This window comes from Nocardia sp. GCM10030253 (genome assembly GCF_042675075.1).
Lineage (GTDB): Bacteria > Actinomycetota > Actinomycetes > Mycobacteriales > Mycobacteriaceae > Nocardia.
In genome coordinates this window covers 112,475-137,124 of record NZ_JBHTDL010000006.1, presented here as the reverse complement: position 1 = coordinate 137,124, position 24,650 = coordinate 112,475, and the positions used below count along the sequence as shown (strand labels likewise).

Below are 24,650 nucleotides of genomic sequence, written 5' to 3'. Positions count from 1 at the left end.
CGCGATTCGAATCACCGTGATCGAGACCGGTCTCGTCGGACCCGGGCACTCGAGTGGGCAGGCGAGTCCTTCACCGACCTGGAAACCGATGTGCGCCAGCCGATTGCGCGCATTACCGCCAGCCCGTTCGTCCCCCACCAGACGGCCATCCGAGGCTTCGTCTGCGATGTGGCGGCCGTAGGCCGCGCGAAGTCAGCACCGATCGCGTCGACGCCTGACCTTGGCACGCCGAGTACTGATCCTGGTTGAGCACCAGCCGCGCAGACCCGGTCGACAGGTCGATCTCGTCCCGCGGTGGCGTGCCATCGGACTTGTCGCGGGCGATCCGGCCGCCACCGCGCCGCACATCCCGTGAGCTGCGACGATGATACTCACGAGTAGGCACACCGAGCGCATCAATAAGGTTGCGATTGCCTCGAGATGTCCCTATCGTGTACCGCGTGCCGAATCCCGCCGACCGCCACAGCGCCGTGCTGAATGTCGCAGACCGCGACAGCGCCGCGCTAATTCCGCTTACCGCGATGGTGGCTGCCCGGCGACTTCTCCTCGTAGTAACCCGCCGTAGCGGGGTCTGATTCGGACCGGCCCCCTCGCTGCGGGCTGTTGATTGTTAGTGCTGGTCCCCTCTGCCGATTCTCTTCGGGAAGACCTGAATTGCAATGACGATCCTTACTCTTGACACACGCACGTTCATCGCCGCCGCACCCAAGGGCCTGCGGGCCGAATGCGGTGGCCTGACGCCTGCGGAGTTCTACGACCGCTACTGCGAACACGCCGGACCCATCCGGCTCAGCGACTGGTCGCTTGCCGGTAGCGGGAGCTCGGAGTGCGCCGCGACGCTGGAGTTCGCGGACCGGCTTCGGACGGTCAGCACCACCGGCAGTCCGGTGGCGGCGATGACCTCGGCGCTCTACGACGAGGGCTATCCGGTCGAGATCCTGCAGTTCCATCAGCGCCGCACCAAGGATGGCACCGCCACTTTCGTGCAGTGCGAGGTGAACGGCAGGCGCGGCTGGGGTGCGGCCATGGCCGACGACGGCGCCGAATCGACGATTCGCGCGATGATCGCCGGTGTGAATCTGATTGCTCGCTGACGCGTAGACCTGCAAGCGCGCGCACCCCGAAAGCGCAACGGACCGTTCACCTCCCGAAGGTGGTGAACGGTCCGCGCCTGGTCGTTCTTGCGGGCGGAATTGCCTGACGCTCCGCTCCGGTCGGCCGTACTGTCATCGCACGGCGCGGCCTTGCGGGGCGGGGTGTGTCCTTACTTAGCGGTCTGCTCTGTCTGCTCCGCGAGCTGCTTGCGAACCTCGTCCATGTCGAGGGCCTTCACCTGGGTGACGAGATCCTCCAGCGCGGCAGGCGGCAGCGCGCCGGGCTGTGCGAACACGAGCACACCCTCGCGGAACGCCATGATGGTCGGGATGGAGCGGATGTTCGCCGCGGCGGCCAGGCCCTGCTCGGCCTCGGTGTCGACCTTGCCGTGGACGACATCGGGGTGCTTGGTCGAGGAGGCCTCGAAGGTCGGCGCGAAGCTCTTGCACGGGCCGCACCACTCCGCCCAGAAGTCGACGAGTACCACGTCGCTTCCGGTGACTACCTCGTCGAAGTTCTGCTGGGTCAGCGTCTGGGTGGCCATGACGTCCTCTCGTGTCGTTGATTGCCAGCTGTAACGTCCGGCGTTCTGGTTATCTTCCACGGGCCACCGGCCACTCACGCCGTTGGTCGCCGTCCCAACGCCGGATACCCACGATGGTCGCCGGGAAATCACGATCTCTGGCGACAGCGTGCACTGCCTCGCCGAGTTGCTGATGGGCTACTCGTCGGGCCAGCGTGACGTGCGGCGTCCACTCGTCGGGATGCAGGTTCGCCGGGATGCCAGGGCAGGGCGCCACCGCGGCGAAGATCCGCCGTTGCACGGCGAGCAACTGCTCGGACGGCACGACTGCTCGGACCAGGATCGGATGGCGCGCGCCGAACACCAGCAGCCCGCCGAGGCGCACCGGAAAAGGTCGGAAACTCTGCTGCTCCAGGGCGTGATCGATGCGCGGCCAGATCTGTCTGGCGACGGCGACGGTGATGTGCGGGCGAGTGGTTTCGGCCGTCTTCGCCGCGAGACCGGGAATGCCCGCGTCCGCGAGCAACTGCCACTGCCGCCGGATCTCCGCATCGGCCGCGTCGTCCAACAGTAATTCGACCGACTGCACCATGGTCTCCAGAAAGTAGCGCTCCCGGCGTGTCCATGGGGCGGTTCGGTCGCAGCGGACCGGCGGCGGGAGGATGACCCCGTGAACGATGCGACGCAACGCGACAGTTCGACGATCCGCCTCGGCATGATCGAAGGCGACGGCATCGGCCCGGAGGTCGTGCGGGCAACGCGGGCGGTGGTCGACGAGGCTATTGCCGCGGCAGGTGTGGCTCCGGTGGAATGGGTTCCGCTGCTCATGGGCCACCGCGCGATCGAGGAGTTCGGTGACCCGCTTCCCGAGCAGACCATGACCGCGTTGGACGGACTCGACGCCTGGATCCTCGGACCGCACGACAACGCGTCCTACCCGGAGGCGCATCGTGCGGCGGTCGCGCCCGGCGGCGCCATCCGCAAGCGGTTCGGGCTATACGCCAATATCCGGCCATCGCGGGCGTTCACGGGGGTGCGCGCGGCCGCGCCGTTCATCGACCTGGTGATTGTCCGGGAAAACAGCGAGGGCTTCTACGCCGACCGCAATATGTTCGCCGGGTCGGGTGAGTTCCGGCCGACACCCGATGTCGCGATGGCCGTCGGTGTGGTCACGCGCCGTGCCTGCGAGCTGATCGCACATGAGGCGTTCCGGTTGGCCACGACGCGTCGCAAGCGGGTGACCATCGTGCACAAGGCCAATGTGCTGCCGATGACGATGGGACTGTTCCGCGACGTCTGCTACGAGGTCGCGCGCGATTATCCGGGTGTCGATGTCCTCGACGAGCATGTCGACGCGACCGCCGCGCATCTGGTCCGCGCGCCCCGCGATTTCGATGTGCTCGTCACCGAGAACCTGTTCGGCGACATCCTCTCGGATCTGGCGGGGGAGTTGAGCGGATCACTCGGGATGGCGGCGTCGCTGAACTGCTCGCAGTCGCGGGCGATGGCGCAAGCGGTGCACGGCGCCGCGCCGACATTGGCAGGGCACAATCGCGCGAATCCGGTGGCGTTGCAGTTGTCGGCGGCGATGTTGTTGCACTGGTTGGGGACTCGCGACACCGACCGGGCGTTGCACAATGCCGGAGAGCGGATCGAACGTGCGGTCGCGGCGACCTTCGAGGCCGGCATCGCCACCGCTGACCTGGGCGGTCTTGCGTCGACGAGTGAGTTCACCGAGCACCTTTGTGCTAGGGTCCACCGCCGGTAGTCAGCGTGTTGCGCTCGGAGTGTTCAGCACAGATCGGATTAATCTTCCGTTACTGTCCAACACGAAGCGTCTCGGTCGCTTAGATTGCCAAACGGGTGGTGACACCCGGGTTTCTTGAATCCGAAATGTGGAGGGCTGCTGTGTCTGTTCGATCGGTTCTTGGCAGGCGCGCCCTGCAGGCGATGTGCGTCGTCACAGGCGGCGTGCTGGTGCTATCCGGATGTAGTAATACCGAGGACTCTTCGCCAGAGGTCGCGAAGGTAGGCGGCGTCGACAAGGTCGACGCGATCGCCGCGCAGCTGCCTGACAAGATCAAGCAGTCCGGCAAGCTCGTCGTCGGGGTGAACATTCCTTATCAGCCCAACGAGTACAAGGACCCGAGCGGCAAGATCGTCGGCTTCGACGTCGACCTACTGGACGCGGTCGCCGCCACGCTCGGCCTCGAGACCGATTACGTCGAGTCCTCCTTCGAAAAGATCATCCCCGCGATCCAGGCGGGCACCTACGACGTCGGTATGTCCTCGATCACCGACTCGAAGGAACGCGAGCAGAGCGTCGACTTCACCACCTACTTCAAGGCCGGCACCCAGTGGGCGCAGCAGACGGGCAAGCCGGTCGATCCGGACAACGCCTGCGGCAAGAAGGTCGCTGTGCAGGCCACCACGGTCCAGGACACCGACGAGATCCCGAAGCGCAGTGAGAAGTGCCTGGCCGAGGGTAAGCCCGCCATCGACAAGAAGCCCTTCGACGAGCAGAGCGCGGCCACCACTGCCCTGGTGCTCGGCCAGGTCGACGCCATGTCCGCGGACTCCCCGGTGACCGCGTACGCGATCAAGAAGAGCGACGGCAAGATCGAGGCTGCCGGTGCGGTGTTCGACTCCGCGCCGTACGGCTGGGCGATCCCGAAGGGTTCGGCTCTCGGCAAGGCCCTGCAGGCCGCGGTGCAGCACCTGATCGACAACGGTAAATACCTCGAGATCACCAAGAATTGGGGCGTACAGGAAGGCGCGATCACCAAGTCGGTCATCAACGGCGCAGAGAGCTGATCGATGGCTTCACAGGACACCCCGTCGGTGCCCGGCGATAATGCCGGTCCCGGCGGGTCAGCCGCATCGTCGCAGCCGGATCCGATCAAGGCGGTGCCGCTGCGTCGTCCCGGTCGGTGGATAGCCGCGACGATCATTCTGATTCTGGTCGGGCTCTTCGCCTACGGCGCCAAGACCAACCCCGCCTATCGGTGGGACACCTACGGCAAGTACTTGTTCGACAGCAGGATTGTCTCCGGTGCGGTGGTCACACTCGAGTTGACCGTGCTCGCGATGGCGCTCGCCGTCTCGCTGGGCACGGTGCTCGCCGTGATGCGCCTCTCACCCAACCCGGTGTTGCGTGCGACGGCGTGGGTCTATCTCTGGATCTTCCGCGGCACACCGGTTTACGTGCAGTTGGTGTTCTGGGGTCTGTTCCCTTCGCTGTACAAGCAGATCTTCCTCGGCGTTCCGTTCGGGCCGCAGCTGATCGAACTCAACGTGCAGGACCTGCAGGCGGCATTCACCTTCGCCGTGATCGGTCTCGGTCTCAACGAGGCCGCGTACATGGCCGAAATCGTCCGTGCCGGAATCAATTCCGTTGGTGATGGACAGCGTGAGGCATCTACCGCGCTCGGCATGTCCTGGGCGCAGACGATGCGAAGGACCGTGCTGCCGCAGTCGATGCGGGTGATCATCCCACCGACCGGCAACGAGCTGATCGGCATGCTCAAGACCACCTCGCTGGTCACCGCGCTCCCGCTGACAACTGACCTCTTCGGCCGGGCGCGCGATATCTACGGTGTGAACTTCCAGCCGATTCCGCTGCTGTTGGTCACTGCCACGTGGTATCTCGCGATCACCAGCGTGCTGATGGTCGGCCAGTTCTACCTGGAGCGCTACTACTCACGTGGTGTATCGCGGCAGTTGACCGCGAAGCAGTTGCAGGAGTTGGCCGATGCGCAACAGATTGTGAAGGCGAAATGACCGTCGACATCGACAAGGACTCCGCTGTCGAAAAGGCCGACCGGCTCCCGATGATCGTTGCGGACCAGGTGTGCAAGAACTTCGGAGCGCTACAGGTACTCAAGGGTATTTCGCTGGAGGTCGCGCGCGGCGAGGTGTTGTGCATGATCGGCCCGTCGGGTTCGGGCAAATCGACATTCCTGCGCTGCATCAACCACCTCGAGCGGGTGAACGCGGGCCGGCTCTATGTGGACGGCGATCTCATCGGCTACCGCGAAAAGGGCGACAAGCTCTACGAGCTGCATCCGCGCGACGCGGCCAAACAGCGCCGTGATATCGGTATGGTGTTCCAGCATTTCAACTTGTTTCCGCATCGCACGGCGCTGGAGAACATCATCGAGGCGCCGACACAGGTGAAGAAGGTGCGCAAAGCCGACGCGGTGGCCCGCGCGCACGAGCTGCTGGATCGAGTCGGCATGGGGGACAAGGCGAATGCCTATCCCGCACAGCTGTCGGGCGGCCAGCAACAGCGCGTCGCGATCGCCAGGGCGCTTGCGATGGACCCCAAACTGATGCTGTTCGACGAGCCGACCTCGGCACTGGATCCGGAACTGGTCGGCGAGGTGCTCGGCGTCATGCGCGAGCTGGCGGCCTCGGGCATGACGATGGTGGTCGTCACCCACGAAATGGGTTTCGCTCGTGAGGTTGCTGATCAGTTGGTGTTCATGGACGCCGGTGTGGTTGTCGAAGCGGGCAGGCCGCGCGAGGTGCTGGCCAATCCGCAGGAGGCCCGCACCAAAGCGTTCCTGTCACGGCTGCTGTAGTGCCACACCCAGCTGTTTCGCTCGAGCGAGGACCCGCCGCCCCGCATTCCGGTGAGCGCGAGGGTCCTCGCTTGCGTTCGGGTGACAGACGACAATGCCGCGCACGCTATGTAGTCTTCGTGCGCGCCAAGCCGATTCGGAGCTGACCAAGCAGGATTTTGGCGGCAGGACTGCCCGGCGGGTCACGCCGCCAGGCGAGTGCGAGCCTGCCGTGCAGGTCCGGCTCGGTGATCGGTAGTACCCGCACTCCGAACGCCCCGGCTTCCTCCGGCGTCAGCGCGGGCACTACCGCGATGCCGAGGCCGCGGGCGGCCAGCCGCAGCAGCAGCGGCGGTGCGGCCGCTTCGAACACCACATCGGGCTCGAATCCCGCTGCGGCGCAAGCGCGGTCGAATACTCCGCGAATGCCGGTGCCGCGCGGCAGGCAAATCAGTGGGTGGTCGCGCAGCTCGCCGAGGGGGATCCCCGTTCGGTGTGGTCCGTCGAGTGCGACGGCCGCGACGATCGGGGTGTCGAGCACGACCTCGACACCGAGCTCGGCATCGAGGTCCGCTCCGGTCAATCCGACCAGGGCGATGTCCAGCTCACCGTGCCGCACGGCGGCCAGCATCCGTTCGGAGGTGTCCTCGGTCAGGCTGATACCGACCTGGGGATGATCATCGTGGAAGTCCGCCAGCGCCGATGAGATGTCGAAATCCTCGGTGGCCGTGCCGGATATGCAGCCGACCCGCACGTGTCCGCGCAGTAGGCCGGTGAATTCGTCCACGGTCCGCGTGATCCGCTCGGTCGCGGCGAGGGCGGCCCGCGCATGCGGCAGCACTGCCGCGCCGACCTCGGTCAGGGTCACCGACCGGCTGCCGCGATCGAGCAGTCGCTGACCGAGTTCGCGTTCGAGCTGGCGGATCTGTGCGCTCAGTCCGGGCTGGGCCAGGTGCAGTCGGGCCGCGGCACGGGTGAAATTGGCCTCTTCCACGACGGTGACGAAGTACCGAAGCTGACGCAGTTCCATAACGGGTGATTATAGAGGCAAGCAGAACTATCTGTTGTACTTCTCATTCGTGCGCAGGCATCGTCTAAGTCATGGGAAACACCGCAGATCAGATCATCGACATCGACACCTTCACCGGCCCGGTCTTCCGTCCCGGCGACGCGGGATACGAGGAGGAGATCGCGGGCTTCCAGGCCGCGTACTCCCACCGGCCGACGCTCGTCGTCGGCGCCGTACACGCCGAGGACGTGCGCAGCGCGGTGGAATACGCGGCACGCCGGGGACTTCCGGTGGCGGTACAAGCCACCGGGCACGGGCTGTCGGTGGCGGCCGACGGCGGTGTGCTGATCAGTACCCGGCGGATGACCGATATCCGGATCGACCCCGTTGCCGGTACCGCACGGGTCGCGGCCGGGGTGCGGGCAGGCGCGCTGGTCGAGGCAGCGGCACGGCACGGCCTCGCGCCGCTGAACGGTTCGTCACCGTCGGTCGGCGTCGTCGGCTACAGCCTCGGTGGTGGACTCGGCTTGCTGGCAAGGGAATTCGGCTACGCGGCCGATCATGTGCGGGTCATCGAGCTGGTCACCGCCGACGGGCGGATGCGTACTCTCGTCCCCGGCGACGAGCTGTTCGGCGCGGTGCTCGGCAGCGGCGGCAACTTCGGCGTGGTGACCGCGCTGGAAATGGAGCTGGTGCCGGTGACCACCGTGTACGGCGGTCAGCTGGTTTTCGACACCCCGTTGGTCGAGCGGGCTCTGGATGTGTGGCGGCGGTGGACCGCAACGATTCCCGAGCAACTGACCTCGACCGTCGCCATGCTGACCTTCCCGAACATCCCCCAGGTTCCCGAGCCGCTGCGCGGCCGCTATGTCGCGTCGTTCCGGATCGCCTACAACGGCCCCGCCGAGGAAGGCGAGCAGCTGGTGGCCCCGCTCCGCGCGATCGGCGACCGGCTGAAGGACGATCTGCGCACCATGCCTTACACCGAGTCACACGCCATCCACAGCGACCCCGACCACCCGCACGCCTACGCCGCCACCAACGCGCTCCTCACCGAGCTGACCGAGGAAACCCTGGCTGCGTTGCTCGCCGTCACCGGCCCGGAAGCGCCGATCCTGGCCGTTGTCGACATCCGACACCTCGGAGGCGCACTGCGCAGGCCGAGCCCGGCTGGGGTCGCCGTCGACCACCGCGACGCCGACTACCTCGTTCGCGTCATCACGATGCCCGAACCCGGCAGCGGCGCAACAGCTCCCGCGGACCACGCGGTAGTCCGCGCGGCCCTGGTCCCCTGGACGCTCGGCCACAACCTCAACTTCCTCTACGGAGCCGGTGCCGCAGCAACCGAGGGCCAGACTCGCACCGGCTACACCCCCGACACCTACACCCGGCTGGCCACTCTGAAGGCAAACTACGACCCCCGCAACATGTTTCGCTTCAACCGCAACATCACCCCGGCCCACTGACCGCGCAGCACTTCACGCGCCCCAGGTGCTCGCCCCGCCGAAACGGCCCCCGCCCCGAGGCTTCCGGCCCGTAAGTCCCGGCCGCCGCCGTGCTAGCATTGTGATATCACTTTGATACCTCGGAGGATGTTATGGAGTTTCGGGCCGCGTTCCGCGTCAACGGCTTTCTTGTGCTGTTGGGTTGGCTGGTGCTCACGATCTTGTTCGGCGGCGGTGCCGTAATCGGCTACGTGATCGCAGGGCGGGGCGGCAATGTGCCCGCGCTGGTCGGCGCGATCGTCGCGACGGTCATCGTGGTTGTGCTGCTGCTGTTGGCGACGGGGCTGACCGTGGTGAACCCCAATGAGGCGAAGGTGGTGCAGTTCTTCGGCCGCTACATCGGCTCGGTGAGCGAACCCGGCTTCTTCTCGGTGGTGCCGCTGACGGATCGCCGCAGTATTTCGCTGCGAGTACGCAATTTCGAGACGCAGAAGCTGAAGGTCAACGACGCGGACGGTAACCCGGTCGAGATCGCCGCGGTTGTCGTCTATCGCGTGGTCGACAGTTTCAAGGCCGCCTTCGCCGTCGACGACTACGAGGAGTATGTGGAAACCCAGTCCGAGGCCGCGGTCCGGCATCTGGCGACCACTCATCCCTACGACGCGCACGACGCCGATCGCACCAGCCTGCGTGACGGTGCCGAGGTGGCCGGAGAGCTGACCGTCGAATTGCGGGAACGTACCGAGATGGCCGGCATCGAGGTCCTCGAGGCCAGGATCACCCACCTCGCCTACGCCCCCGAGATTGCCCAGGCCATGCTCGTTCGTCAGCAGGCCGCGCAGGTGGTGGCCGCCCGTACCCGCATCGTCGAAGGCGCCGTCGGCATGGTCGGTCTCGCGCTGGAGAAGCTCACCGAGCAGGGCACGGTCGAACTCGATGAGGAGCGAAAGGCCACCATGGTGTCCAACCTCCTGGTCGTCCTGTGCGGCGATCGAGCAATCCAGCCCGTGGTCAACACCGGATCCATCTACTCCTGAGTCACAGCGATGGCTGAACGGAAGAAGCTTTTACTTCGCCTCGACCCGGCAGTGCACGACGCCATCGCCAAATGGGCGGCCGACGACCTGCGCAGCATCAACGCACAGATTGAATATGCCCTGCGGCGCGCGTTGGAGCAGGCGGGCCGCAAACCGAAGTGACGCAGGCGAAGCCCGGTCACGCAGTCCCCGTCACCCGAGATTCCGGCACCCGCTGGAACCCGTGGTGGCGGGGATTCTCGATGTCACGGGTGCTCGGGTCGTGCCGCGTCCACGGCGAGCTCATCCAGCAACTCGACACTGTCGGCATACAGGGCATGCTGCACATCGATGTCGTAGGACGCTGTCGACGACGGCCGCTCGGTGCGCCCAACGAAGTAGCGGCCGGTCACGTCGGCGACCGACGGATCCGTGACCAGCCAGGCGAGATCGGCACCTGATTTGGCGGGCGTATTCACTCCCGGTAGTGCGACCAATGCTCGTGCCGCCGTGCGCCACAGCAGCTGCACCATCTTCCCTGCGTCTCTGGCAAGTCCGGTCCCCGGCATCAGTCCCGGATCGAACGCATTGACCATGATTCCGCGCGGCCCGAGCCGCCTGGCGAGCTCATAGGCGGTTTGCAGGTTGGCCAGTTTCGATGTGCTGTATCGGCGGCGCCCGTCTCGCTGCCCGGATTCGGTCGCCGCGGGCGGGTAGGCGAGTTCCCTGGCCGAGGTGATGAGCGGGTTCGGCATTCCGGTGAACTGGTCGGGATCGTGGGTCCCGGAGCTGACGAACACGATCCGCCCGGGCGCGGTCAGATCATCGAGCAACGCCCGTACCAGGGCGACGTGCCCGAGGTGGTTGACGCCGAACGTGGCTTCCACGCCGTCTTCGGTGTAGCTGCGCCGAGTGAACTGCAGCCCGGCATTGCACACCAGGGCGTGCAGTGGTGGCAATCCGGCGCCGCGCAACTCGGCCGCGAAACGTGTGACGGATGTGAGCGAGGCGAGGTCGAGGGCGGCCCCGCGCGCGCCGATGGCGGCCGCACTCGCGTGTGCCCGATCGGCGTCGCGTCCGGTGACGATGACTGTCCACCGTGGGTCCGCGGCGAGTGTCCTTGCGCATTCGCGGCCGAGTCCGCTTGTCCCGCCGGTGATCACGACAGTTCTGTCACTCGTTGTCATATGGCACAGTCTGCCATGTGGCGGGCTGTGTGACAATATGCCGGTGTCGTTGCGGGACAGAAAGAAGGAACGGACCAGGCGAGCGATCGCGGACGCCGCGCTGCGGCTGTTCGTCGCGCGCGGATTCGATGCCGTGACTGTCGCCGACATCGCCGCCGAAGCCGATGTAGGGACTCGAACCCTGCATCGCTACTACGCGAGCAAGGACGAACTGCTCTTCGCCGAGGACGACGACCATCGCGAGGAACTGGCCGCACTACTCGACGAGCGTCCCGCGGGTGAGTCCCCGGAGACCACGCTGGCGGCGGTGATCGGCCCGATGGTCCTGCGATTCGCCGACCGACTCGCCGACGCCCGCGCGCGAGACGCGCTGATCGCCGCCAATCCGGCCCTGCAGGCCAGGGAACTGGCCAAGCGCAACGCCATCGAATCGCTCGTCGCCGAGCATCTCGCGCTACGGATGGGCGTCGAGGTCGGGGCGGATGTGCGGCCGCTGCTGTGGGCCAAGGTCGGCATGTCCTGCTTCTTCGCGGGATATCAGATCTGGCTGAATTCCGGCGGCGATCTCGGTGCGCACATCGCGGCCGCCCGCGCCGCGCTGCTGGCGGAATTCGGCAGGTCAGAGCCTGCCGCGGCGCCGTAGCGCTGAACTCGAGCCGCGCAGCACGGCGCCAAATGCTGGGAATCTGCCAACAGACCAGGCAGTATCAGGACGTTCGGTCATAGATTCCAACGGCGGGAGTGATGATGCAGGGCACTGTCAAATGGTTCAATGCGGACAAGGGATTCGGCTTCATTGCTCCGGATGACGGAGGGCCGGACGTCTTCGTGCACTTCAGCGCGATCGCCGACTCCGGCTTCCGCAGCCTGAACGACGACCAACGGGTCGAGTTCGACGTCACCCAGGGCCAGAAAGGCCCGCAGGCGGAAAACGTGCGGCCGCTCTGAGGTACTTCGAAGCCTGTGCGTCGCTGGTGGGTCTGGAATCCCCGACGGCGCACAGGTCTTCGGGTGACCGAGGCTAGGCGATCCCGAGCACCCGCGACAGCAATGTCTGCCGGGTCGGTGCTGCGCATTTGGCCAGGATCGCCTTCACATGGTCGTTGACCGTGTGCTCGGACAGCACCAGCTCCGCCGCCATCCGCCGGGAATCGAAACCGGCGGCGAGCAGCGCGAGCACCTCGGATTCTCTGGCCGACAGCGCGTGCGCGCGGGCGAATAGGTCCATTCGCTCTTCGGGCGTGCTCGGCTCGATGGACACGGCGATATCGCCGCCGATGCGATCGGCCTTCACCGTTACCCACCGGCTGCCACCCAGATTGATCCGCGACCATGCCGGGCCGACCGGGAGATCGTGTTCCGCGGCGATCAGGGCGGCGCCGACGTTGTAGGCCGAGGCCGGAATCGGCGGCATCGGCTCGTCCGGCGGGTTCAGGCGGAGCAATGCCAGTGCAGCGGCCTCGGTCTGCGTGCGGACGTGTAGGTCAGGGCCGAGGATGACCACAGCGGGACCGACACGCGGTAGCTGGTCGGCGGGCGCGACGAAGGTGCGACCGAGCGCCCGGCGCAGCCCGAGCGTGACAGTCCCGGCCAGCGCGGAGAGCGCGGCCAGCTCGGCGGTGGTGAACGGCGGCGACGAGGTCCGCAGCAGCTCGAGGAATCCCCAGCAGCCATGCCGATCGCCGAATGCCAGTGTGGCGCTGTCGACCACCCCGAGTTCGCGCTGGCCGTCGTTCCACATCAGCGACCGTGCGGGATCGCCCCCGGTGGAACGCAGCAGGGAGCTCGCGCCCGCACCGGCATCCAGCAGGTCGGGCCAACGATTGATCCTGGTCAGATAGCGCAGCCGGATCAGCTCGGGCAGCCGTGGCCATTGCAGGCCGGGCACGTCGGCCAGCGGCGAGGTGGCCACCCGGGTCACCGGGTCGGTGAGCGCGAAGACGTGCCCGTCGAAGGCGATCGTGCGGCGCACCTCGTCCAGCACCACCTCGCGCAACCGCTTCGCGGTCAGATCGCTGTGACACCGACGCTCGACCCGGTCGAGTAGCTCGCGCGTGCTCGGCACGCGCTCAGTGTAGGGCGAAGATCCCCAGGATCAGGGATGTTTCCGCGGCGCGAGAACGCGCAGGCTTCTTCTCGTAGGCCACACGACGCAGGCCACCCGAGCCACGGAGGCAACCATGACAACCACCCTGCATGTCGACAACACCGTGCACGATTTCGATACCTGGAAGGCGGTTTTCGACAAGTTCGACCAGTTCCGCACCGAACGCAATGTTCGTTCGTACCGGATCGGCAGACTCGTCGACGCACCCGACCGTGTTTTCATCGACCTGGACTTCGATTCACGCGCCTACGCCGAATCATTTCGCGACGACCTCCGCAAGGTCACTGCGACCCCGCAATCACAGGCGCTGCTGATTGCCCACGAAACCCACCTGGTTGAAGTCGTAGACCAACCTGCGCCCGCCGCGAGCCCGGCCGGATAAACCAAGGCCCATCGTCGGGCGAATGCCGGACGATGGGCCTATCTGGCTGTGCGGCCTTGTCTGGTGGTGGCGGCCCGATCAGGTCGTCGGCTTCCTGGTGACGAAAATGGCGGTGCCCGGGAACAATTCGCCCCGCAGCGGGCTCCATTGCCCCCATTCGCGATCGAGCCATTCCGGCCAGTCGGGTTCGATGATGTCTTCGAGGATCAGGCCCGCGGCGACGATTTCGCGGACCCGGTCACCGATGGTGCGGTGGTGTTCGACATAGGTCGCCTTGCCCTCGTCGTCGACCTCTACATAGGGGGTGCGGTCGAAGTAGGGGATCGAGGCGACCAGACCGGCCTCGCCCGGGTCGTCCGGGAAAATCCAGCGCATCGGGTGGTTCACCGAGAACACCCAGCGACCGCCGGGCCGCAACACGCGGGCGACCTCGCGCATCACCTGCGCCGAGTCGGCGACGAAGGGGATCGCGCCGAAGGCCGAGCAGGCCAGGTCGAAGGCGGCGTCGGCGAAGGGCAGCGACTCGGCGCCCGCCTGGACCAGCGGAACCTGGGGTCCGCCGCGGGCCATGGCGGCCACGCCGCGCTCTAACATGCCCCTCGAAAGATCCAGGCCGACCGGGTGTGCGCCCTGCCCGGCAAGCCATCGCGAGCAGGGTGCGGAACCACAGCCGACCTCCAGAATCCGCTTGCCGGCAACCTCGCCGAGGAGATGCATATCGCCCTCGTGCAGACCCTCGGGACACCAGACGAACTCGCCATCGGGGGAGTCGACGCCGAGGAAATCGGCGTGGGTCTCGTGATACTGGGTGGCGTCGGCATCCCACCAGCGTCTGCTGGCCTGCTGGCTGGCCTCCGAGCCGATCCGGGTGCGCGCGGTCCCGGCCGTTCCGAGCAGTGTGTTTGCTTGCGCATGGCGATCTTCCGACACGCGGTCAGCGTAGTCCGGCGTGGCGTCGGGACCGGTTTGCCCGGCCGGACCAAGGTCGCGTACGCTGAACGCGCGAGTGCCTTCTGTACTGCCGTACCGATGTCCTCAGAAGGGGCTGAAGTAACAGGTGAGGTAGCAGAGCACCCGCGCTGAGTTTCACAGGCTTTGCCGTGCGGTACGTTCATTATGTCCGTCACGTCGCGTCATCGCGGTGAGTTCGCAGCGTACCGAAAGTTCCAATGTCCGCAACCGACCACAATCCGTCCGGAGCAAACCGACATATGCCCACCACCGTCACCTCGCCGCAGGTAGCCGTCAACGACATCGGCTCCGCCGAGGATTTCCTCGCCGCCATCGACGCAACGATCAAGTACTTCAACGACGGCGACATCGTCGAAGGAACCATCGTCAAGGTCGACCGCGACGAGGTCCTGCTCGACATCGGTTACAAAACCGAAGGCGTCATCCCTTCCCGCGAGCTCTCCATCAAGCACGATGTCGACCCGAATGAGGTCGTTTCCGTGGGTGATGAGGTCGAGGCCCTCGTTCTCACCAAGGAGGACAAGGAAGGCCGCCTGATCCTGTCGAAGAAGCGGGCTCAGTACGAGCGCGCTTGGGGCACCATCGAGGAGCTCAAGGAGAAGGACGAGGCCGTCAAGGGCACCGTCATCGAGGTCGTCAAGGGCGGCCTGATCCTCGACATCGGTCTCCGTGGCTTCCTGCCCGCCTCGCTCGTCGAGATGCGTCGTGTCCGCGACCTCCAGCCGTACGTCGGCAAGGAGATCGAGGCCAAGATCATCGAGCTGGACAAGAACCGCAACAACGTGGTCCTGTCCCGCCGCGCCTGGCTCGAGCAGACCCAGTCCGAGGTCCGCAGCGAGTTCCTGCACCAGCTGCAGAAGGGCCAGGTCCGCAAGGGTGTGGTCTCCTCGATCGTCAACTTCGGTGCCTTCGTGGACCTGGGTGGCGTCGACGGCCTGGTGCACGTCTCCGAGCTGTCCTGGAAGCACATCGACCACCCGTCCGAGGTCGTCGAGGTCGGCAACGAGGTCACCGTCGAGGTTCTCGACGTCGACCTGGACCGCGAGCGGGTTTCGCTGTCGCTCAAGGCGACTCAGGAAGACCCGTGGCGTCAGTTCGCCCGCACCCACGCGATCGGCCAGATCGTCCCGGGCAAGGTCACCAAGCTGGTTCCGTTCGGTGCGTTCGTGCGTGTCGAAGAGGGCATCGAGGGCCTGGTGCACATCTCCGAGCTGGCCGAGCGCCACGTGGAGGTCCCGGACCAGGTTGTCGCGGTCGGCGACGACGCGATGGTCAAGGTCATCGACATCGACCTGGAGCGTCGCCGGATCTCGCTGAGCCTCAAGCAGGCCAACGAGGACTACCACGCCGAGTTCGACCCGTCGAAGTACGGCATGGCCGACAGCTACGACGAGCAGGGCAACTACATCTTCCCCGAGGGCTTCGACTCCGAGACCAACGACTGGATCGAAGGCTTCGACAAGCAGCGCGAAGAGTGGGAAGGCCGCTACGCCGAGGCGGAGCGTCGCCACAAGATGCACACCGCGCAGATGGAGAAGATGGCGGCCGACGCCGCGGCCGAGGCCGCGAGCGGTGGCGGCTCGTCGAACTACTCCTCCGAGAGCGGTTCGCAGGCTGCCTCCTCCAGCAGCTCGTCCGAGTCGGCCGGTGGTTCGCTGGCCAGCGACGCGCAGCTGGCGGCTCTGCGGGAGAAGCTCTCCGGCAACGCCTGATTCAGGTAGACACACGCACGAAGGCCTCGGTCCGTATTGGACCGGGGCCTTCGGGCTGTGCGGGGTGGGTCCGCGCGCTGGTGGGGATGGTGATCGTCGGGCTCGGGTCGCGCAGCTTGGTAAAGCCTCGCATCCTCTGGGTGCGGGGGTTTTGCGTATTTCGGAGTAGCCGCTACCCGAGTGGAGTGCGGTTACTCTCGGTCACCGTCGCGACCAGCTGTCGAAACGTCGGGCATTGCGTGATGTCCTCTGCTTCGCAAGCCATCGCGTGCTCGATCATCCGCTGCGCGGCCTGCGCTTCGGCGATCCGGACGCCGAGCTCCTCATATTGTCTGGCCAGCACGGTTCGGCGCGCGGCACGGTCCGGTGCGTCGAGCATCTCCCGCAACTGCTCCAGGCTCAGCCCGGCCGCCTTGCCTCGCACGATCATCGCGACCCGAACCACGTGATCCTGGACGTAGCGTCGTCGGCCGCTCACCCGCCCGGCCGGTTGCAGTAAGCCCATCGACTCCCAGTGCCGCAGCACGTGGGTGGCCAGGCCGAAACGTGCCGCGAGGGCGCCGATCGTGAGCTCGCCGGTACCAGGGGTGGGATCGGCGAAGGGGACCTCGCCATCGGGGCTTGACTTCATGTTCACATTAACATGCAGAGTGGTCCGTGATGTCAAGACGATGTCATCACGAGGAGGACCAAATGTTCGAGGTAATCGTCGTCGGCGGCGGGCCGGCGGGACTGTCGGCCGCGCTGACCCTGGGCCGCGCCCACCGACGCGTTCTGGTGCTGGACTCCGGCCACCCACGCAACGCACCTGCTGGTGCCGTCCACAATTTCTTCACCCGCGACGGCGTGCCGCCGGCCGAGCTCCGAGCGATCGGCCGCGACCAGCTGACGATATATCCCACCGTCGAGGTTCGCGACGGTGCGGCCACCGGGGTCGCCCACGGCGATCGCGGCTTCATCGTGCAGCTCGCGGACGGCACGAAAGCCGAGGCCAAGCGGCTGCTGCTGGCCAGCGGCCTGGTCGACCAGCTGCCCGACATCTCCGGTATCGCCGAGCTGTGGGGGCGGGCGGTGTTCCACTGCCCCTACTGCCACGGTTTCGAGAGCAGTCAGCGGCCGATCGCCGTGATCGGCGGTGAACCCGAGCGAATTCGGCTCGCGCTGCATCTGAGCCGGTTCAGCGCGGATATCGTCCTGTGTACCAACGGCTCCGCCGATGTATCGCCGTCCGCGGCGCAGGCCATGTCGGCGGCCGGTGTTACGGTCCGCTGCGAACGCATCACCGGGTTCGAGGCGGCCGGTGACACGCTCCATGCGCTCGCCTTCCAGGACGGATCGGCGCTGCCACGCGAAGTCGCCTTCGTCGCAAGCACCTGGACCCAGCGGTCTGCGCTACCCGCTCTGCTCGGTTGCGCCACGTTCCCGGACTGCACCGTCCAGGTCGATGAGTTTCACCGGACGAGCGTGCCCGGTGTCTACGCCGCGGGCGACATGGCCCGACGACCAACGGTCCCGATCCCACTGGCCGCGGTCGTCGCGGCCGCCGCCAGCGGGACCATCGCGGGAAGCGTGCTCGACCAAGACCTGATCAGCGATGACTTCCAGTTGCCGAATCCCTTTACCGCACAGGAGAAGTGAGTCGTGTCCGCGACGACGACCGCGGCTGGACCGGCTGCGCACACCAGCAATATCCCACTCGCCGCAGCCGGGCTTGCGCTCGGCATGCTGCTCTCTGTTCTCGACCAGACCATCGTCAGTATCGCGCTGTCGGATATCGCGGGTGACCTCGGCGATGTCGGCTCGCTGCGCTGGATAGTGACCTGTTATGTGCTGGCCTCCACGGCGACGGGCGCGCTGTACGGCAGGCTCAGCGACCGATTCGGCAGGCGGCCGGTATTCCTTTCCGCCGTGGGCATATTCACCATCGCGTCGGCGCTGTGTGGCATGGCGGGCACGCTGACCGAGCTCGTACTGTTTCGCACCGTGCAGGGGATCGGTGCCGGCGCATTGTTCACGATTCCGACGATCGCGCTTGCCGAACTGTTCCCAGTGGCCCTGCGCGGCCGGGTGCAGGGCGCGGTGGGCGCGATTTTCGCCATTGCCGCCGTCGGCGGCCCACTGGTCGGCGGGGCGATCACCGACGCTGTGGGGTGGCGCTGGATCTTCTACATCAATGTGCCGCTCGGCCTGATCTCGATGGCACTCGTCTGGACCGCGCTGCGGCTGCCGCGTAGCGGCCTCGCCGTCCGGCTGGATATCGGTGGCTCCGTGCTGCTTGTCGGCGCGGTGGTCGGAGTTCTGCTGATCAGTGAGTGGTCCGGCGGTTCGCACCCGGCGGGCGTCGGGCTGATCCTCGGCCTCGGTGCCGCGGTGTTCGCCATGCTCGGCGCGTTCGTGTGGTGGGAACGCCGCACGGCGGACCCGGTGATCCCGTTGGAGCTGTTCACCAACCGGGTCACCGGCATCGTCCTGCCCGCGACAGCGGTCCTCGGGGTGCTGCTGTATTCGTCGATCGTGTATCTGCCGACTTACTTGCGCAGCGCTTTCGGCATGAGCGCGACCGAGGCGGGTCTGGCGCTGAATCCGTATGTGTTCGCGTTCATGGTGGCCTCGTTCCTCTCCGGCGGCCTGGCGAGCAGAACTGGAAGATACCGGCCGTTCCTGATCGGCGGGTCGGCGGTGATCGCCTTCGGATTCGGGCTGCTCGGTCTGCTCGACGCGGAGTCGAGCTATCTCGTCGTGGCGCTGGGGCTGATAGTGCTCGGCGGCGGCATCGGCATGATCTTGCAGCTGCTGGTGACAGTTGCGCAGAATGCCGTCGCCGCAACGGAACTCGGTGCGGTCACGTCCGCGGCGCTTGCCCTGCGCGGTCTGGGCATGTCGCTCGGCATCGCAATCTACGGCAGTGTCCTCGGCCACGAACTCGCCGGAAAACCCGTCTCGGCCACGGCCACGGCCGATGCCATTCCGGACACCCTGATCTGGGCTCTCCCGCTGACCATGGTGCTGCTCGTGTTGACACTGGCGATCCCTGATCCTGCCCGGCACCGCGGGTCGACCGGAGAAGACCGAGCCGACCAGAGCCGCCCGGCACCGTAGCCTGCGCCGCCGTCTTCGCGTGCACGTCGCCTCCCGATTGCCGGCTAGGGAGGCCTCGGGCAATCGATCTGCGGCTCATCCCCCACCCCGCCGAGCGCGAGAGCGTTGATGGCGCGGTAGACCACGCGGGATCGGTTCGAGCGGCGGTGCGCGGGATCGGTTCGGGGGTAGCCGAATTCGGGCTGTCGAGTGTCGTGTTCGGCGGTAGGGTGCCGGGCATGGGGAGCAATTCGGGCCGCAACGACTACCTCGAGCAGGTCGTTGCCCAGCAGGCCGCACTCGAAGGTGACTTGCGCACACGCAAGCCGATGGCCGCGGAGGCGTTTGCGCCCGCACCGGCGGCGCCCGGTGGACCGGGTCAGCCGGGACGTCGCGGCGCTACGGCGAAGCGGGCCGATCGAGTTGGGCCCGCTGTGCAGGGCAGCGGGCCGGGGCCGGTGGAGGTCAGGGTCACCGGATTCTGGCGGTGGCGCACGGTTCTGGTGCCGCCCAACGCTTTTGTCGTGCACACCCGGCGCGGTCGCAGCGAACCGCTGCACATCGGGCTCGGTGTCTCGTTCCGTTTCGACCCCGCGACCGACTCGTATCTCGTGGTGCCCGGCGCGATGCAGACCATCCTGATCAATGCCTACTGCATCTGCAGTGAACTGCAGGGCGTGCTGGTTCAGGGGTATGTGCAATGGATCATCGAGGATTTCGCCACGGCGTACCGCAAGCTCGACTTCTCCGATGGCGAGGATCCGATGCGGTTGGTGAATATTCAGCTGCGCGAACAGGCCGAGGCTGCCATCAAGGACAAGGTGTCCACCATGGGGGTGCGGGATGTGCTCAGCGACAAGCAGCCGATCATCGAGGAGTTGACGGCCAGGCTGCGGGCGGTGGCCGAGGGATCCGGTGACGCGGCGGGCGATGGCCGCGACCGTGGGCTCGGTCTCGGCATCGTCACCGTGCAGATCAAGGAGGCGGTGGTCAGTTCCGCCACCCTCTGGGAGAACCTGCAGAAGCCTTATCGCAGCGAGCAGAGCCAGATCGCTCGGCTCGCGGAATTGGCTACCCAGGAAGTGATCTCGGCGCGGGAGACCGAGGCGAACCGCACCGCCGAAGAGCGGCGGATCGAGAACGAGCGCGAGCTGGCCGAATTGCGCGCTCGCAACGAATCCGCGCGGTTCGACCGGGAGACCGCCGAACAGTTGCGTCGCACCACCCGCCAGCACGACGACGAGCGCGCCGTCGCTGAACTCGCTCAGGAGACCGCGCTACACGCGCTTCGGCTGGAACGAGAGCAGCATGCCGAGCGCGCCGAAAACCTGCGCCGCACCCAGGAATTGCGGCAGCTGGAACGCGACGGCGAGCTGGCCGACGCGGCGACCCGTACGCGCGCGGCACACGAGGCGGCCCTGCTCGACCTGGAGCGCGACCACATCCGGGTTACCACCGCCAACGAGCAGAACGCCACCGCCATCCAGGCTCAACTGGTCGAATCGCTGCCGAAGATCGTCGCCGGACTGCCTGCGCCTGCCGAACTGAAATCGTTCCAGCTCGGTGGCGACTCGGCGGCGCTGTCCGGGGTGATCGCCCAGCTGACCGCTGTCGTGGAGGCATTCGCGCCGAAGCCATGATCGAGGTCCCGCCCGGGTATTCTTGGACTGATGTCCGAGTCCGCCGTGGAGTTTTCCTCGAGCCTGTGGGAACGCAGGAAGATCGAGGCGATGAGCCGAATCCAGCAGGTTGCGCTGGACCTGTTCGATGAGCATGGGTACCGCAATGTGACGGTCGACCGGGTCGCGACCGCAGCGGGTGTGTCACCCAGCTCGATCTACCGGTACTTCGGCACCAAAGAGATGCTCGTCCTCTACGACGAGGCGGATCCGCGGATTCTCGAGGTGCTCAGAACCGCGGGCGACGCCGAAACGGTCGCACCCGCAGACCTGGTCGCCGTCACCCGGCTGCTGGTTCCGGTATTGATCGAATCGCTGCTCACCGAGGAATCCGAGCGCCGGATCCGCAGGCGGCTGCAGTATGTGGTGACGATTCCGGAGATCAAGGACGGCCAGACCCGGCAGATGCGCGATCTGGCCGACCAATTCCGGATACTGTTCGCCGAACGGACCGGTCGCGACCCCGACGACCTGACGGTGGGGATGGCTGCAGCGACCGGCGTCTGGGGGTGCGTCGCGGCCCTGGACCATTGGGCGGCAACCGGTTTCGCCCGAAGACTCAAGGACGTCTACACCGAGGCGATCGGTGCGATCGTCGACGCGATCGAGGTCATGTTCCGGTAGTCGCCAGGTCCGAGCGCGCCTCACCGCTGGACAGCAGCCGGTTCCAGCTGCGTGGCAGCCACCAGTTCCAGCGACCGAACAGCTGCATGAACGCGGGGACAAGCACCAGTCGCACCACGAGCGCGTCGATGGTGATCGCCACGGCCAGCGCGAACCCGATCTGCTTGAGCTCCATCACATCCGCGGTCACAAAGCTCGCGAACACCGCGACCATGATGGCGGCCGCGGCCGTGATCGGGCGTGCGGTGCGCTGCAGCCCCTCTGCGACGGCGGCCGCGTTGTCGTGGTTGCGATCCCAGGCTTCCTTCATGCGCCGGATCAGGAACACTTCGTAGTCCATCGACAGGCCGAACAGCACCGCGAACACCAGCATCGGCAGATACACCTGCAGGAACCCGGTGCTGCGGAATCCGAGCGCCGACTCGCCGATACCGTGCTGGAAGACGGCGACCGTGATGCCGAGTGCGGCGCCGGTGGCCAGCAGGTTGAGCAGGATCGCCTTGACGGCGAGCACGATACTGCGGAAAGCGACGATGAGGAACGCGAGCGAGACGGTCAGCACCAGCATGATCACCCATGGAAAGCGGGCGGTAATCCGTTGGGACACATCGGCGAACTGGGCCGAGGTTCCACCGACCAGTATATCGGCCTCGCTGACCGCTGTTGCGCGAGAACGGATATCGGATACCAGCTCGCCGGCATCCGTCGAGTCGAAAGCAACCTTGGGCACCACTGCCGCGAGCAGCCTGCCCTCCGCCCGCCGGGGCAGCACCGTCGCTATGCGAGGGTCGTGTGACAACTCGGCGACGAATCTCTCGACATCGGCGCGGGATTCGCTGGTCAGCGGCGCGCCGTCGGGTCCGGTGGCGGCCACCTCGATCGGTGCGAGCAGACCGGGCCCGAAGTTCTGCTCGACCAGCGCGGTGGCTTGTCCGGTCGGTCGGCCCGCCAGCGAACCGAGTCCCATGTCCACGCCGTACCGGATGCCGATGATCGGCGCCGCCGCGATGGTGAGCACCGCGACGCCGACGACACCGAACAGCACTGGCCGCGCCATCACCAGACGCGCCCACCGCGCCCACCCGGTCGAGGCCGTCTCGGACTTGACCTCGGCGGGGCGCAGTCGGGCTGGTAGCGCGCCGCGATTGACGGCGGGACCCAGTACCGCCAGCAGCGCGGGCAGCAGCGTAAAGGCCGCGGTCAGAGTGGCGATGACCGCCGCAACCACGCCGATGGCGACCCCGTTCAGCATCGGCAGACCGACCACGGCGAGTGAGCACAGTGAGATCATCACGATCAATCCCGAGGCCAGGATGGTCCGGCCGGTGGTGTCCATGGCCGCGCCGACCGCCTGCGCGATGGCGTCGATCGCGCGTCGATCGCGGACGCCGCGCCGGCTGAGTTCCTCGTTGAACCGGCTCACGATGAACATCGCGTAGTCGATCGCGGTACCGGTCGCGATCATGGTCGCGACGGACAGCACCAGTGAGTCGAAGGTGAAGAATGTCGCAAGCCCGGCCAGCACGCCGATGGCCACCGCGATGCCCGCGGCGGTCACCGTGATGGGCAGTGTCGCGGCCATCAACGCGCCGAGGGCGAGCACTAATACCACGGTGGCCACCGGCAGGCCGATGGCTTCGGCGCGTTGCAGATCGGCCGTCTCGATGTCGGTCAGATCCGCCTGTGCGGGCGCGAATCCGGTGATCATCACCTCGACTCCAGCATCGGACTGCTGTGCCAGCGTGGACTGCAGTTCCTTCGCGATCCGGACCCGTTCGGTTATGTCGCCGTCGACGCCGACGAGTCCGAAGGCGGTGTGCCGGTCCGGCGAGATCTGGGCCGCGGCATTGCCCTCGAACGGGCCGATCGTGCCGGCGACGCCGTCGGTGGCCCTGGCCGCGGTCATCGCCTTGGCGATAACGGCACGGTATTCCGCCGTGTCGACGGTGCGTTGCGTCGAGTGGAAGACGATCAGGTCCTGTTCGGTGCCGAACTGCGTGAAGTGCTGTGCGACAAGCTGGTCGACGGCCATCGAGTCGGATCCCGGCACCGAGTAGTCGGGTGAGCCGAGCCTCGCGTGCAAGGCGGGGTAGGCCGATGCGCAGGCAATCACCAACAGCAGCCACGCCGCGAGCACGATTCGGCGGTGCCGCGCCATTGCGATGCCCCAACGTCCGACGACGCCGAGCCGCGGCGTCGGCTCCGGTGGATCCTGCTGTTCGATCACGGTCAGCTGTGTCATCGCCCCTCCAACTGCACAATCTGAGAGTGACTCTCAGATATTTCTGGCCAGCCTACGAACTTGTGGCGCAAGAAAGCAAGTGACTGTCAGAAATCTCGCACGCGCTACGGCGCGCTGAGCTGTCCGTGATGACCGATCTGGTGGCGGCGTCGGCCGACTCGAACTCCGAGCTGGCCCGTCGCGGCCTTGTATCGTTGTACCCCAACGACTTCCAGGCCGATGCCGCCAATGACACGCTGCCCGCCGTGTCCTGGGTGAGTTCGTAGAGTGGCATCTCTGGCCCGATCGGACTGGGCTATCGCGTTCCGGGACTGGTGATTTCGCCGTACCGCCGCGGCGGCGTCGTCGCCTCGGAAACCGTCGACCACACCTCGCAATTGAGGCTGCTGGAAACCAGGTTCGGTGTGGAGGTGCCGAATCTGACTCCGTGGGGACGCAGTGTCACCGGCGATATGACATCGACGTTCGATTTCGGATCGATACCGAATGCCGCGAAACCGATCTTGACCGATCCGAAACCGAAAATCGAAGCCGCGCTCGCGCAATGCGGACCGAATGTTGCCTTGGGCACGGCGACTGCCGACATTCCGTATCCGGTGCCGCCCAATGAAATGCCACAGCAGCAGCCGGGTGGCCGTCGCAGGCCGAGCGGCATCGTCTGAGCGCGCCGAAACTGGCCCGGTCCGGTTCGGACTGGGCCACTTCGGAAGTCGGGGTCAGCTGGCGGTCGCAGGTACCCAGTATGTGGCGGCCACGGCAGAGCGTTTTCGCATAGCGGCGAAGCTGTGCCGGGCGGGGTTGGTCAACGCGGTGAACCATGAGCGGCGGTGCTCGGCGAGCGCGGCCGCGACGGCGGGGATCTGGATGCAGTGCATACCACCCGCCATACCCAGGCGGTGGCGACCCGTCTGGTTGTTTCTGGTGCCCAATGGTGTTCCTTTGCTTGCTGGTACTGGCCTGGATCGCCACGGCGAAGATTAGCCGAACGAAAGGGCGAGTCAGAGTATTTTGCGCAAG

General features: G+C 66.4%; 25 protein-coding genes and 1 pseudogene. 17 read left to right on the top strand and 9 right to left on the bottom strand.

Annotation, left to right across the window (positions count from 1 at the left end; all coding sequences use genetic code 11):
• The first annotated feature begins 659 nt into the window (after nt 1-659).
• Nucleotides 660-1,094, top strand: a complete 435-nt coding sequence (locus ACFQZZ_RS12905; protein ID WP_378678794.1) for a 2-keto-3-deoxygluconate kinase — start codon at nt 660-662, stop codon at nt 1,092-1,094.
• A gap of 170 nt (nt 1,095-1,264) precedes the next feature.
• Here the strand turns inward: ACFQZZ_RS12905 and trxA are convergent, their stop codons facing one another.
• On the bottom strand, nt 1,265-1,639 hold the full coding sequence (trxA, locus tag ACFQZZ_RS12900) for a thioredoxin (protein WP_378678791.1): 375 nt from the start codon (nt 1,637-1,639) through the stop codon (nt 1,265-1,267).
• 49 nt (nt 1,640-1,688) lie between these two features.
• Nucleotides 1,689-2,210 (bottom strand): 2'-5' RNA ligase family protein, encoded by a 522-nt coding sequence (locus tag ACFQZZ_RS12895; protein ID WP_378678788.1) that lies wholly within the window; start codon nt 2,208-2,210, stop codon nt 1,689-1,691.
• 78 nt (nt 2,211-2,288) lie between these two features.
• Between ACFQZZ_RS12895 and ACFQZZ_RS12890 the strand changes: the two genes are divergently transcribed.
• The 4 genes from ACFQZZ_RS12890 to ACFQZZ_RS12875 all read left to right on the top strand — a co-directional run bounded on the left by ACFQZZ_RS12890 (nt 2,289) and on the right by ACFQZZ_RS12875 (nt 6,201).
• A complete protein-coding gene (locus ACFQZZ_RS12890; RefSeq protein WP_378678785.1) occupies nt 2,289-3,386 on the top strand; it encodes an isocitrate/isopropylmalate dehydrogenase family protein in 1,098 nt (365 codons plus the stop codon).
• A 182-nt stretch (nt 3,387-3,568) separates the two neighbouring features.
• Complete coding sequence (locus ACFQZZ_RS12885) at nt 3,569-4,432, top strand: ABC transporter substrate-binding protein (RefSeq protein ID WP_378680492.1); 864 nt, start codon at nt 3,569-3,571, stop codon at nt 4,430-4,432.
• A gap of 3 nt (nt 4,433-4,435) precedes the next feature.
• Nucleotides 4,436-5,398 carry an amino acid ABC transporter permease gene (locus ACFQZZ_RS12880; RefSeq protein ID WP_378678782.1) on the top strand — a complete coding sequence of 321 codons (963 nt, stop codon included), beginning with the start codon at nt 4,436-4,438 and terminating at the stop codon, nt 5,396-5,398.
• Nucleotides 5,395-6,201, top strand: a complete 807-nt coding sequence (locus ACFQZZ_RS12875; protein WP_378678778.1) for an amino acid ABC transporter ATP-binding protein — start codon at nt 5,395-5,397, stop codon at nt 6,199-6,201. Before ACFQZZ_RS12880 ends, ACFQZZ_RS12875 begins: the two co-directional genes overlap by 4 nt.
• A gap of 106 nt (nt 6,202-6,307) precedes the next feature.
• Here the strand turns inward: ACFQZZ_RS12875 and ACFQZZ_RS12870 are convergent, their stop codons facing one another.
• Nucleotides 6,308-7,210 (bottom strand): LysR family transcriptional regulator, encoded by a 903-nt coding sequence (locus tag ACFQZZ_RS12870; RefSeq protein ID WP_378678776.1) that lies wholly within the window; start codon nt 7,208-7,210, stop codon nt 6,308-6,310.
• A 71-nt stretch (nt 7,211-7,281) separates the two neighbouring features.
• Here ACFQZZ_RS12870 and ACFQZZ_RS12865 point away from each other — a divergent pair, with 71 nt between their 5' ends.
• The 3 genes from ACFQZZ_RS12865 to ACFQZZ_RS12855 all read left to right on the top strand — a co-directional run bounded on the left by ACFQZZ_RS12865 (nt 7,282) and on the right by ACFQZZ_RS12855 (nt 9,833).
• Nucleotides 7,282-8,655: an FAD-binding oxidoreductase gene (locus ACFQZZ_RS12865; RefSeq protein ID WP_378678773.1), complete on the top strand. Its 1,374-nt coding sequence runs from the start codon at nt 7,282-7,284 to the stop codon at nt 8,653-8,655.
• 131 nt (nt 8,656-8,786) lie between these two features.
• Nucleotides 8,787-9,671 carry an SPFH domain-containing protein gene (locus ACFQZZ_RS12860; protein ID WP_378678770.1) on the top strand — a complete coding sequence of 295 codons (885 nt, stop codon included), beginning with the start codon at nt 8,787-8,789 and terminating at the stop codon, nt 9,669-9,671.
• A gap of 9 nt (nt 9,672-9,680) precedes the next feature.
• On the top strand, nt 9,681-9,833 hold the full coding sequence (locus ACFQZZ_RS12855; RefSeq protein ID WP_378678767.1) for a toxin-antitoxin system HicB family antitoxin: 153 nt from the start codon (nt 9,681-9,683) through the stop codon (nt 9,831-9,833).
• Between the two features lie 83 nt (nt 9,834-9,916).
• Here the strand turns inward: ACFQZZ_RS12855 and ACFQZZ_RS12850 are convergent, their stop codons facing one another.
• Nucleotides 9,917-10,837, bottom strand: coding sequence for an SDR family NAD(P)-dependent oxidoreductase (locus ACFQZZ_RS12850; RefSeq protein WP_378678765.1), 921 nt, complete (start codon nt 10,835-10,837; stop codon nt 9,917-9,919).
• 43 nt (nt 10,838-10,880) lie between these two features.
• Between ACFQZZ_RS12850 and ACFQZZ_RS12845 the strand changes: the two genes are divergently transcribed.
• Together ACFQZZ_RS12845 and ACFQZZ_RS12840 are read left to right on the top strand one after the other, a co-directional pair.
• Nucleotides 10,881-11,480, top strand: coding sequence for a TetR family transcriptional regulator (locus ACFQZZ_RS12845; protein ID WP_378678762.1), 600 nt, complete (start codon nt 10,881-10,883; stop codon nt 11,478-11,480).
• 101 nt (nt 11,481-11,581) lie between these two features.
• Nucleotides 11,582-11,785 (top strand): cold-shock protein, encoded by a 204-nt coding sequence (locus tag ACFQZZ_RS12840; RefSeq protein ID WP_378678760.1) that lies wholly within the window; start codon nt 11,582-11,584, stop codon nt 11,783-11,785.
• 73 nt (nt 11,786-11,858) lie between these two features.
• On the opposite strand, the gene ACFQZZ_RS12835 is transcribed toward ACFQZZ_RS12840, so the two are convergent.
• A complete protein-coding gene (locus tag ACFQZZ_RS12835) occupies nt 11,859-12,902 on the bottom strand; it encodes a LuxR C-terminal-related transcriptional regulator (RefSeq protein WP_378678757.1) in 1,044 nt (347 codons plus the stop codon).
• 115 nt (nt 12,903-13,017) lie between these two features.
• Here ACFQZZ_RS12835 and ACFQZZ_RS12830 point away from each other — a divergent pair, with 115 nt between their 5' ends.
• Nucleotides 13,018-13,326, top strand: a complete 309-nt coding sequence (locus ACFQZZ_RS12830) for a hypothetical protein (protein ID WP_378678754.1) — start codon at nt 13,018-13,020, stop codon at nt 13,324-13,326.
• 78 nt (nt 13,327-13,404) lie between these two features.
• Here ACFQZZ_RS12830 and ACFQZZ_RS12825 read toward each other — a convergent pair whose 3' ends face one another.
• Nucleotides 13,405-14,256, bottom strand: a complete 852-nt coding sequence (locus ACFQZZ_RS12825) for a class I SAM-dependent methyltransferase (RefSeq protein WP_378678752.1) — start codon at nt 14,254-14,256, stop codon at nt 13,405-13,407.
• Nucleotides 14,257-14,537: 281 nt separating this feature from the next.
• Between ACFQZZ_RS12825 and rpsA the strand changes: the two genes are divergently transcribed.
• Nucleotides 14,538-16,010 carry a 30S ribosomal protein S1 gene (gene rpsA, locus ACFQZZ_RS12820; RefSeq protein ID WP_378678750.1) on the top strand — a complete coding sequence of 491 codons (1,473 nt, stop codon included), beginning with the start codon at nt 14,538-14,540 and terminating at the stop codon, nt 16,008-16,010.
• Between the two features lie 172 nt (nt 16,011-16,182).
• On the opposite strand, the gene ACFQZZ_RS12815 is transcribed toward rpsA, so the two are convergent.
• Nucleotides 16,183-16,641, bottom strand: coding sequence for a MerR family transcriptional regulator (locus ACFQZZ_RS12815; protein WP_378678747.1), 459 nt, complete (start codon nt 16,639-16,641; stop codon nt 16,183-16,185).
• A gap of 62 nt (nt 16,642-16,703) precedes the next feature.
• Between ACFQZZ_RS12815 and ACFQZZ_RS12810 the strand changes: the two genes are divergently transcribed.
• The 4 genes from ACFQZZ_RS12810 to ACFQZZ_RS12795 all read left to right on the top strand — a co-directional run bounded on the left by ACFQZZ_RS12810 (nt 16,704) and on the right by ACFQZZ_RS12795 (nt 21,391).
• On the top strand, nt 16,704-17,648 hold the full coding sequence (locus ACFQZZ_RS12810) for an NAD(P)/FAD-dependent oxidoreductase (RefSeq protein WP_378678744.1): 945 nt from the start codon (nt 16,704-16,706) through the stop codon (nt 17,646-17,648).
• A 3-nt stretch (nt 17,649-17,651) separates the two neighbouring features.
• Complete coding sequence (locus tag ACFQZZ_RS12805) at nt 17,652-19,109, top strand: MFS transporter (protein WP_378678742.1); 1,458 nt, start codon at nt 17,652-17,654, stop codon at nt 19,107-19,109.
• Between the two features lie 218 nt (nt 19,110-19,327).
• On the top strand, nt 19,328-20,728 hold the full coding sequence (locus ACFQZZ_RS12800) for an SPFH domain-containing protein (protein ID WP_378678740.1): 1,401 nt from the start codon (nt 19,328-19,330) through the stop codon (nt 20,726-20,728).
• 30 nt (nt 20,729-20,758) lie between these two features.
• Nucleotides 20,759-21,391 (top strand): TetR/AcrR family transcriptional regulator, encoded by a 633-nt coding sequence (locus tag ACFQZZ_RS12795; RefSeq protein ID WP_378678738.1) that lies wholly within the window; start codon nt 20,759-20,761, stop codon nt 21,389-21,391.
• Here ACFQZZ_RS12795 and ACFQZZ_RS12790 read toward each other — a convergent pair.
• A complete protein-coding gene (locus ACFQZZ_RS12790; protein ID WP_378678735.1) occupies nt 21,378-23,633 on the bottom strand; it encodes an MMPL family transporter in 2,256 nt (751 codons plus the stop codon). The two genes, ACFQZZ_RS12795 and ACFQZZ_RS12790, sit on opposite strands and share 14 nt — an antisense overlap.
• A gap of 152 nt (nt 23,634-23,785) precedes the next feature.
• On the opposite strand from ACFQZZ_RS12790, the pseudogene ACFQZZ_RS12785 reads away from it, so the two are divergent.
• Nucleotides 23,786-24,295, top strand: a pseudogene (locus tag ACFQZZ_RS12785) (alkaline phosphatase family protein); the annotation flags it as partial.
• A gap of 54 nt (nt 24,296-24,349) precedes the next feature.
• Here the strand turns inward: ACFQZZ_RS12785 and ACFQZZ_RS12780 are convergent.
• A complete protein-coding gene (locus ACFQZZ_RS12780; protein ID WP_378680597.1) occupies nt 24,350-24,562 on the bottom strand; it encodes a hypothetical protein in 213 nt (70 codons plus the stop codon).
• Nucleotides 24,563-24,650 lie beyond the last annotated feature (88 nt).

Coding starts and splice junctions, on each gene's coding strand:
- ACFQZZ_RS12810 (WP_378678744.1), top strand. CDS start 16,704: ATGTTCGAGGTAATCGTCGTCGGCGGCGGGCCGGCGGGACTGTCGGCC.
- ACFQZZ_RS12870 (WP_378678776.1), bottom strand. CDS start 7,210: ATGGAACTGCGTCAGCTTCGGTACTTCGTCACCGTCGTGGAAGAGGCC.
- ACFQZZ_RS12865 (WP_378678773.1), top strand. CDS start 7,282: ATGGGAAACACCGCAGATCAGATCATCGACATCGACACCTTCACCGGC.
- ACFQZZ_RS12830 (WP_378678754.1), top strand. CDS start 13,018: ATGACAACCACCCTGCATGTCGACAACACCGTGCACGATTTCGATACC.
- ACFQZZ_RS12800 (WP_378678740.1), top strand. CDS start 19,328: ATGGGGAGCAATTCGGGCCGCAACGACTACCTCGAGCAGGTCGTTGCC.
- trxA (WP_378678791.1), bottom strand. CDS start 1,639: ATGGCCACCCAGACGCTGACCCAGCAGAACTTCGACGAGGTAGTCACC.
- ACFQZZ_RS12875 (WP_378678778.1), top strand. CDS start 5,395: ATGACCGTCGACATCGACAAGGACTCCGCTGTCGAAAAGGCCGACCGG.
- ACFQZZ_RS12895 (WP_378678788.1), bottom strand. CDS start 2,210: ATGGTGCAGTCGGTCGAATTACTGTTGGACGACGCGGCCGATGCGGAG.
- ACFQZZ_RS12840 (WP_378678760.1), top strand. CDS start 11,582: ATGATGCAGGGCACTGTCAAATGGTTCAATGCGGACAAGGGATTCGGC.
- ACFQZZ_RS12885 (WP_378680492.1), top strand. CDS start 3,569: ATGTGCGTCGTCACAGGCGGCGTGCTGGTGCTATCCGGATGTAGTAAT.
- ACFQZZ_RS12905 (WP_378678794.1), top strand. CDS start 660: ATGACGATCCTTACTCTTGACACACGCACGTTCATCGCCGCCGCACCC.
- ACFQZZ_RS12855 (WP_378678767.1), top strand. CDS start 9,681: ATGGCTGAACGGAAGAAGCTTTTACTTCGCCTCGACCCGGCAGTGCAC.
- ACFQZZ_RS12815 (WP_378678747.1), bottom strand. CDS start 16,641: ATGAAGTCAAGCCCCGATGGCGAGGTCCCCTTCGCCGATCCCACCCCT.
- rpsA (WP_378678750.1), top strand. CDS start 14,538: ATGCCCACCACCGTCACCTCGCCGCAGGTAGCCGTCAACGACATCGGC.
- ACFQZZ_RS12860 (WP_378678770.1), top strand. CDS start 8,787: ATGGAGTTTCGGGCCGCGTTCCGCGTCAACGGCTTTCTTGTGCTGTTG.
- ACFQZZ_RS12880 (WP_378678782.1), top strand. CDS start 4,436: ATGGCTTCACAGGACACCCCGTCGGTGCCCGGCGATAATGCCGGTCCC.
- ACFQZZ_RS12850 (WP_378678765.1), bottom strand. CDS start 10,837: ATGACAACGAGTGACAGAACTGTCGTGATCACCGGCGGGACAAGCGGA.
- ACFQZZ_RS12795 (WP_378678738.1), top strand. CDS start 20,759: ATGTCCGAGTCCGCCGTGGAGTTTTCCTCGAGCCTGTGGGAACGCAGG.
- ACFQZZ_RS12790 (WP_378678735.1), bottom strand. CDS start 23,633: ATGACACAGCTGACCGTGATCGAACAGCAGGATCCACCGGAGCCGACG.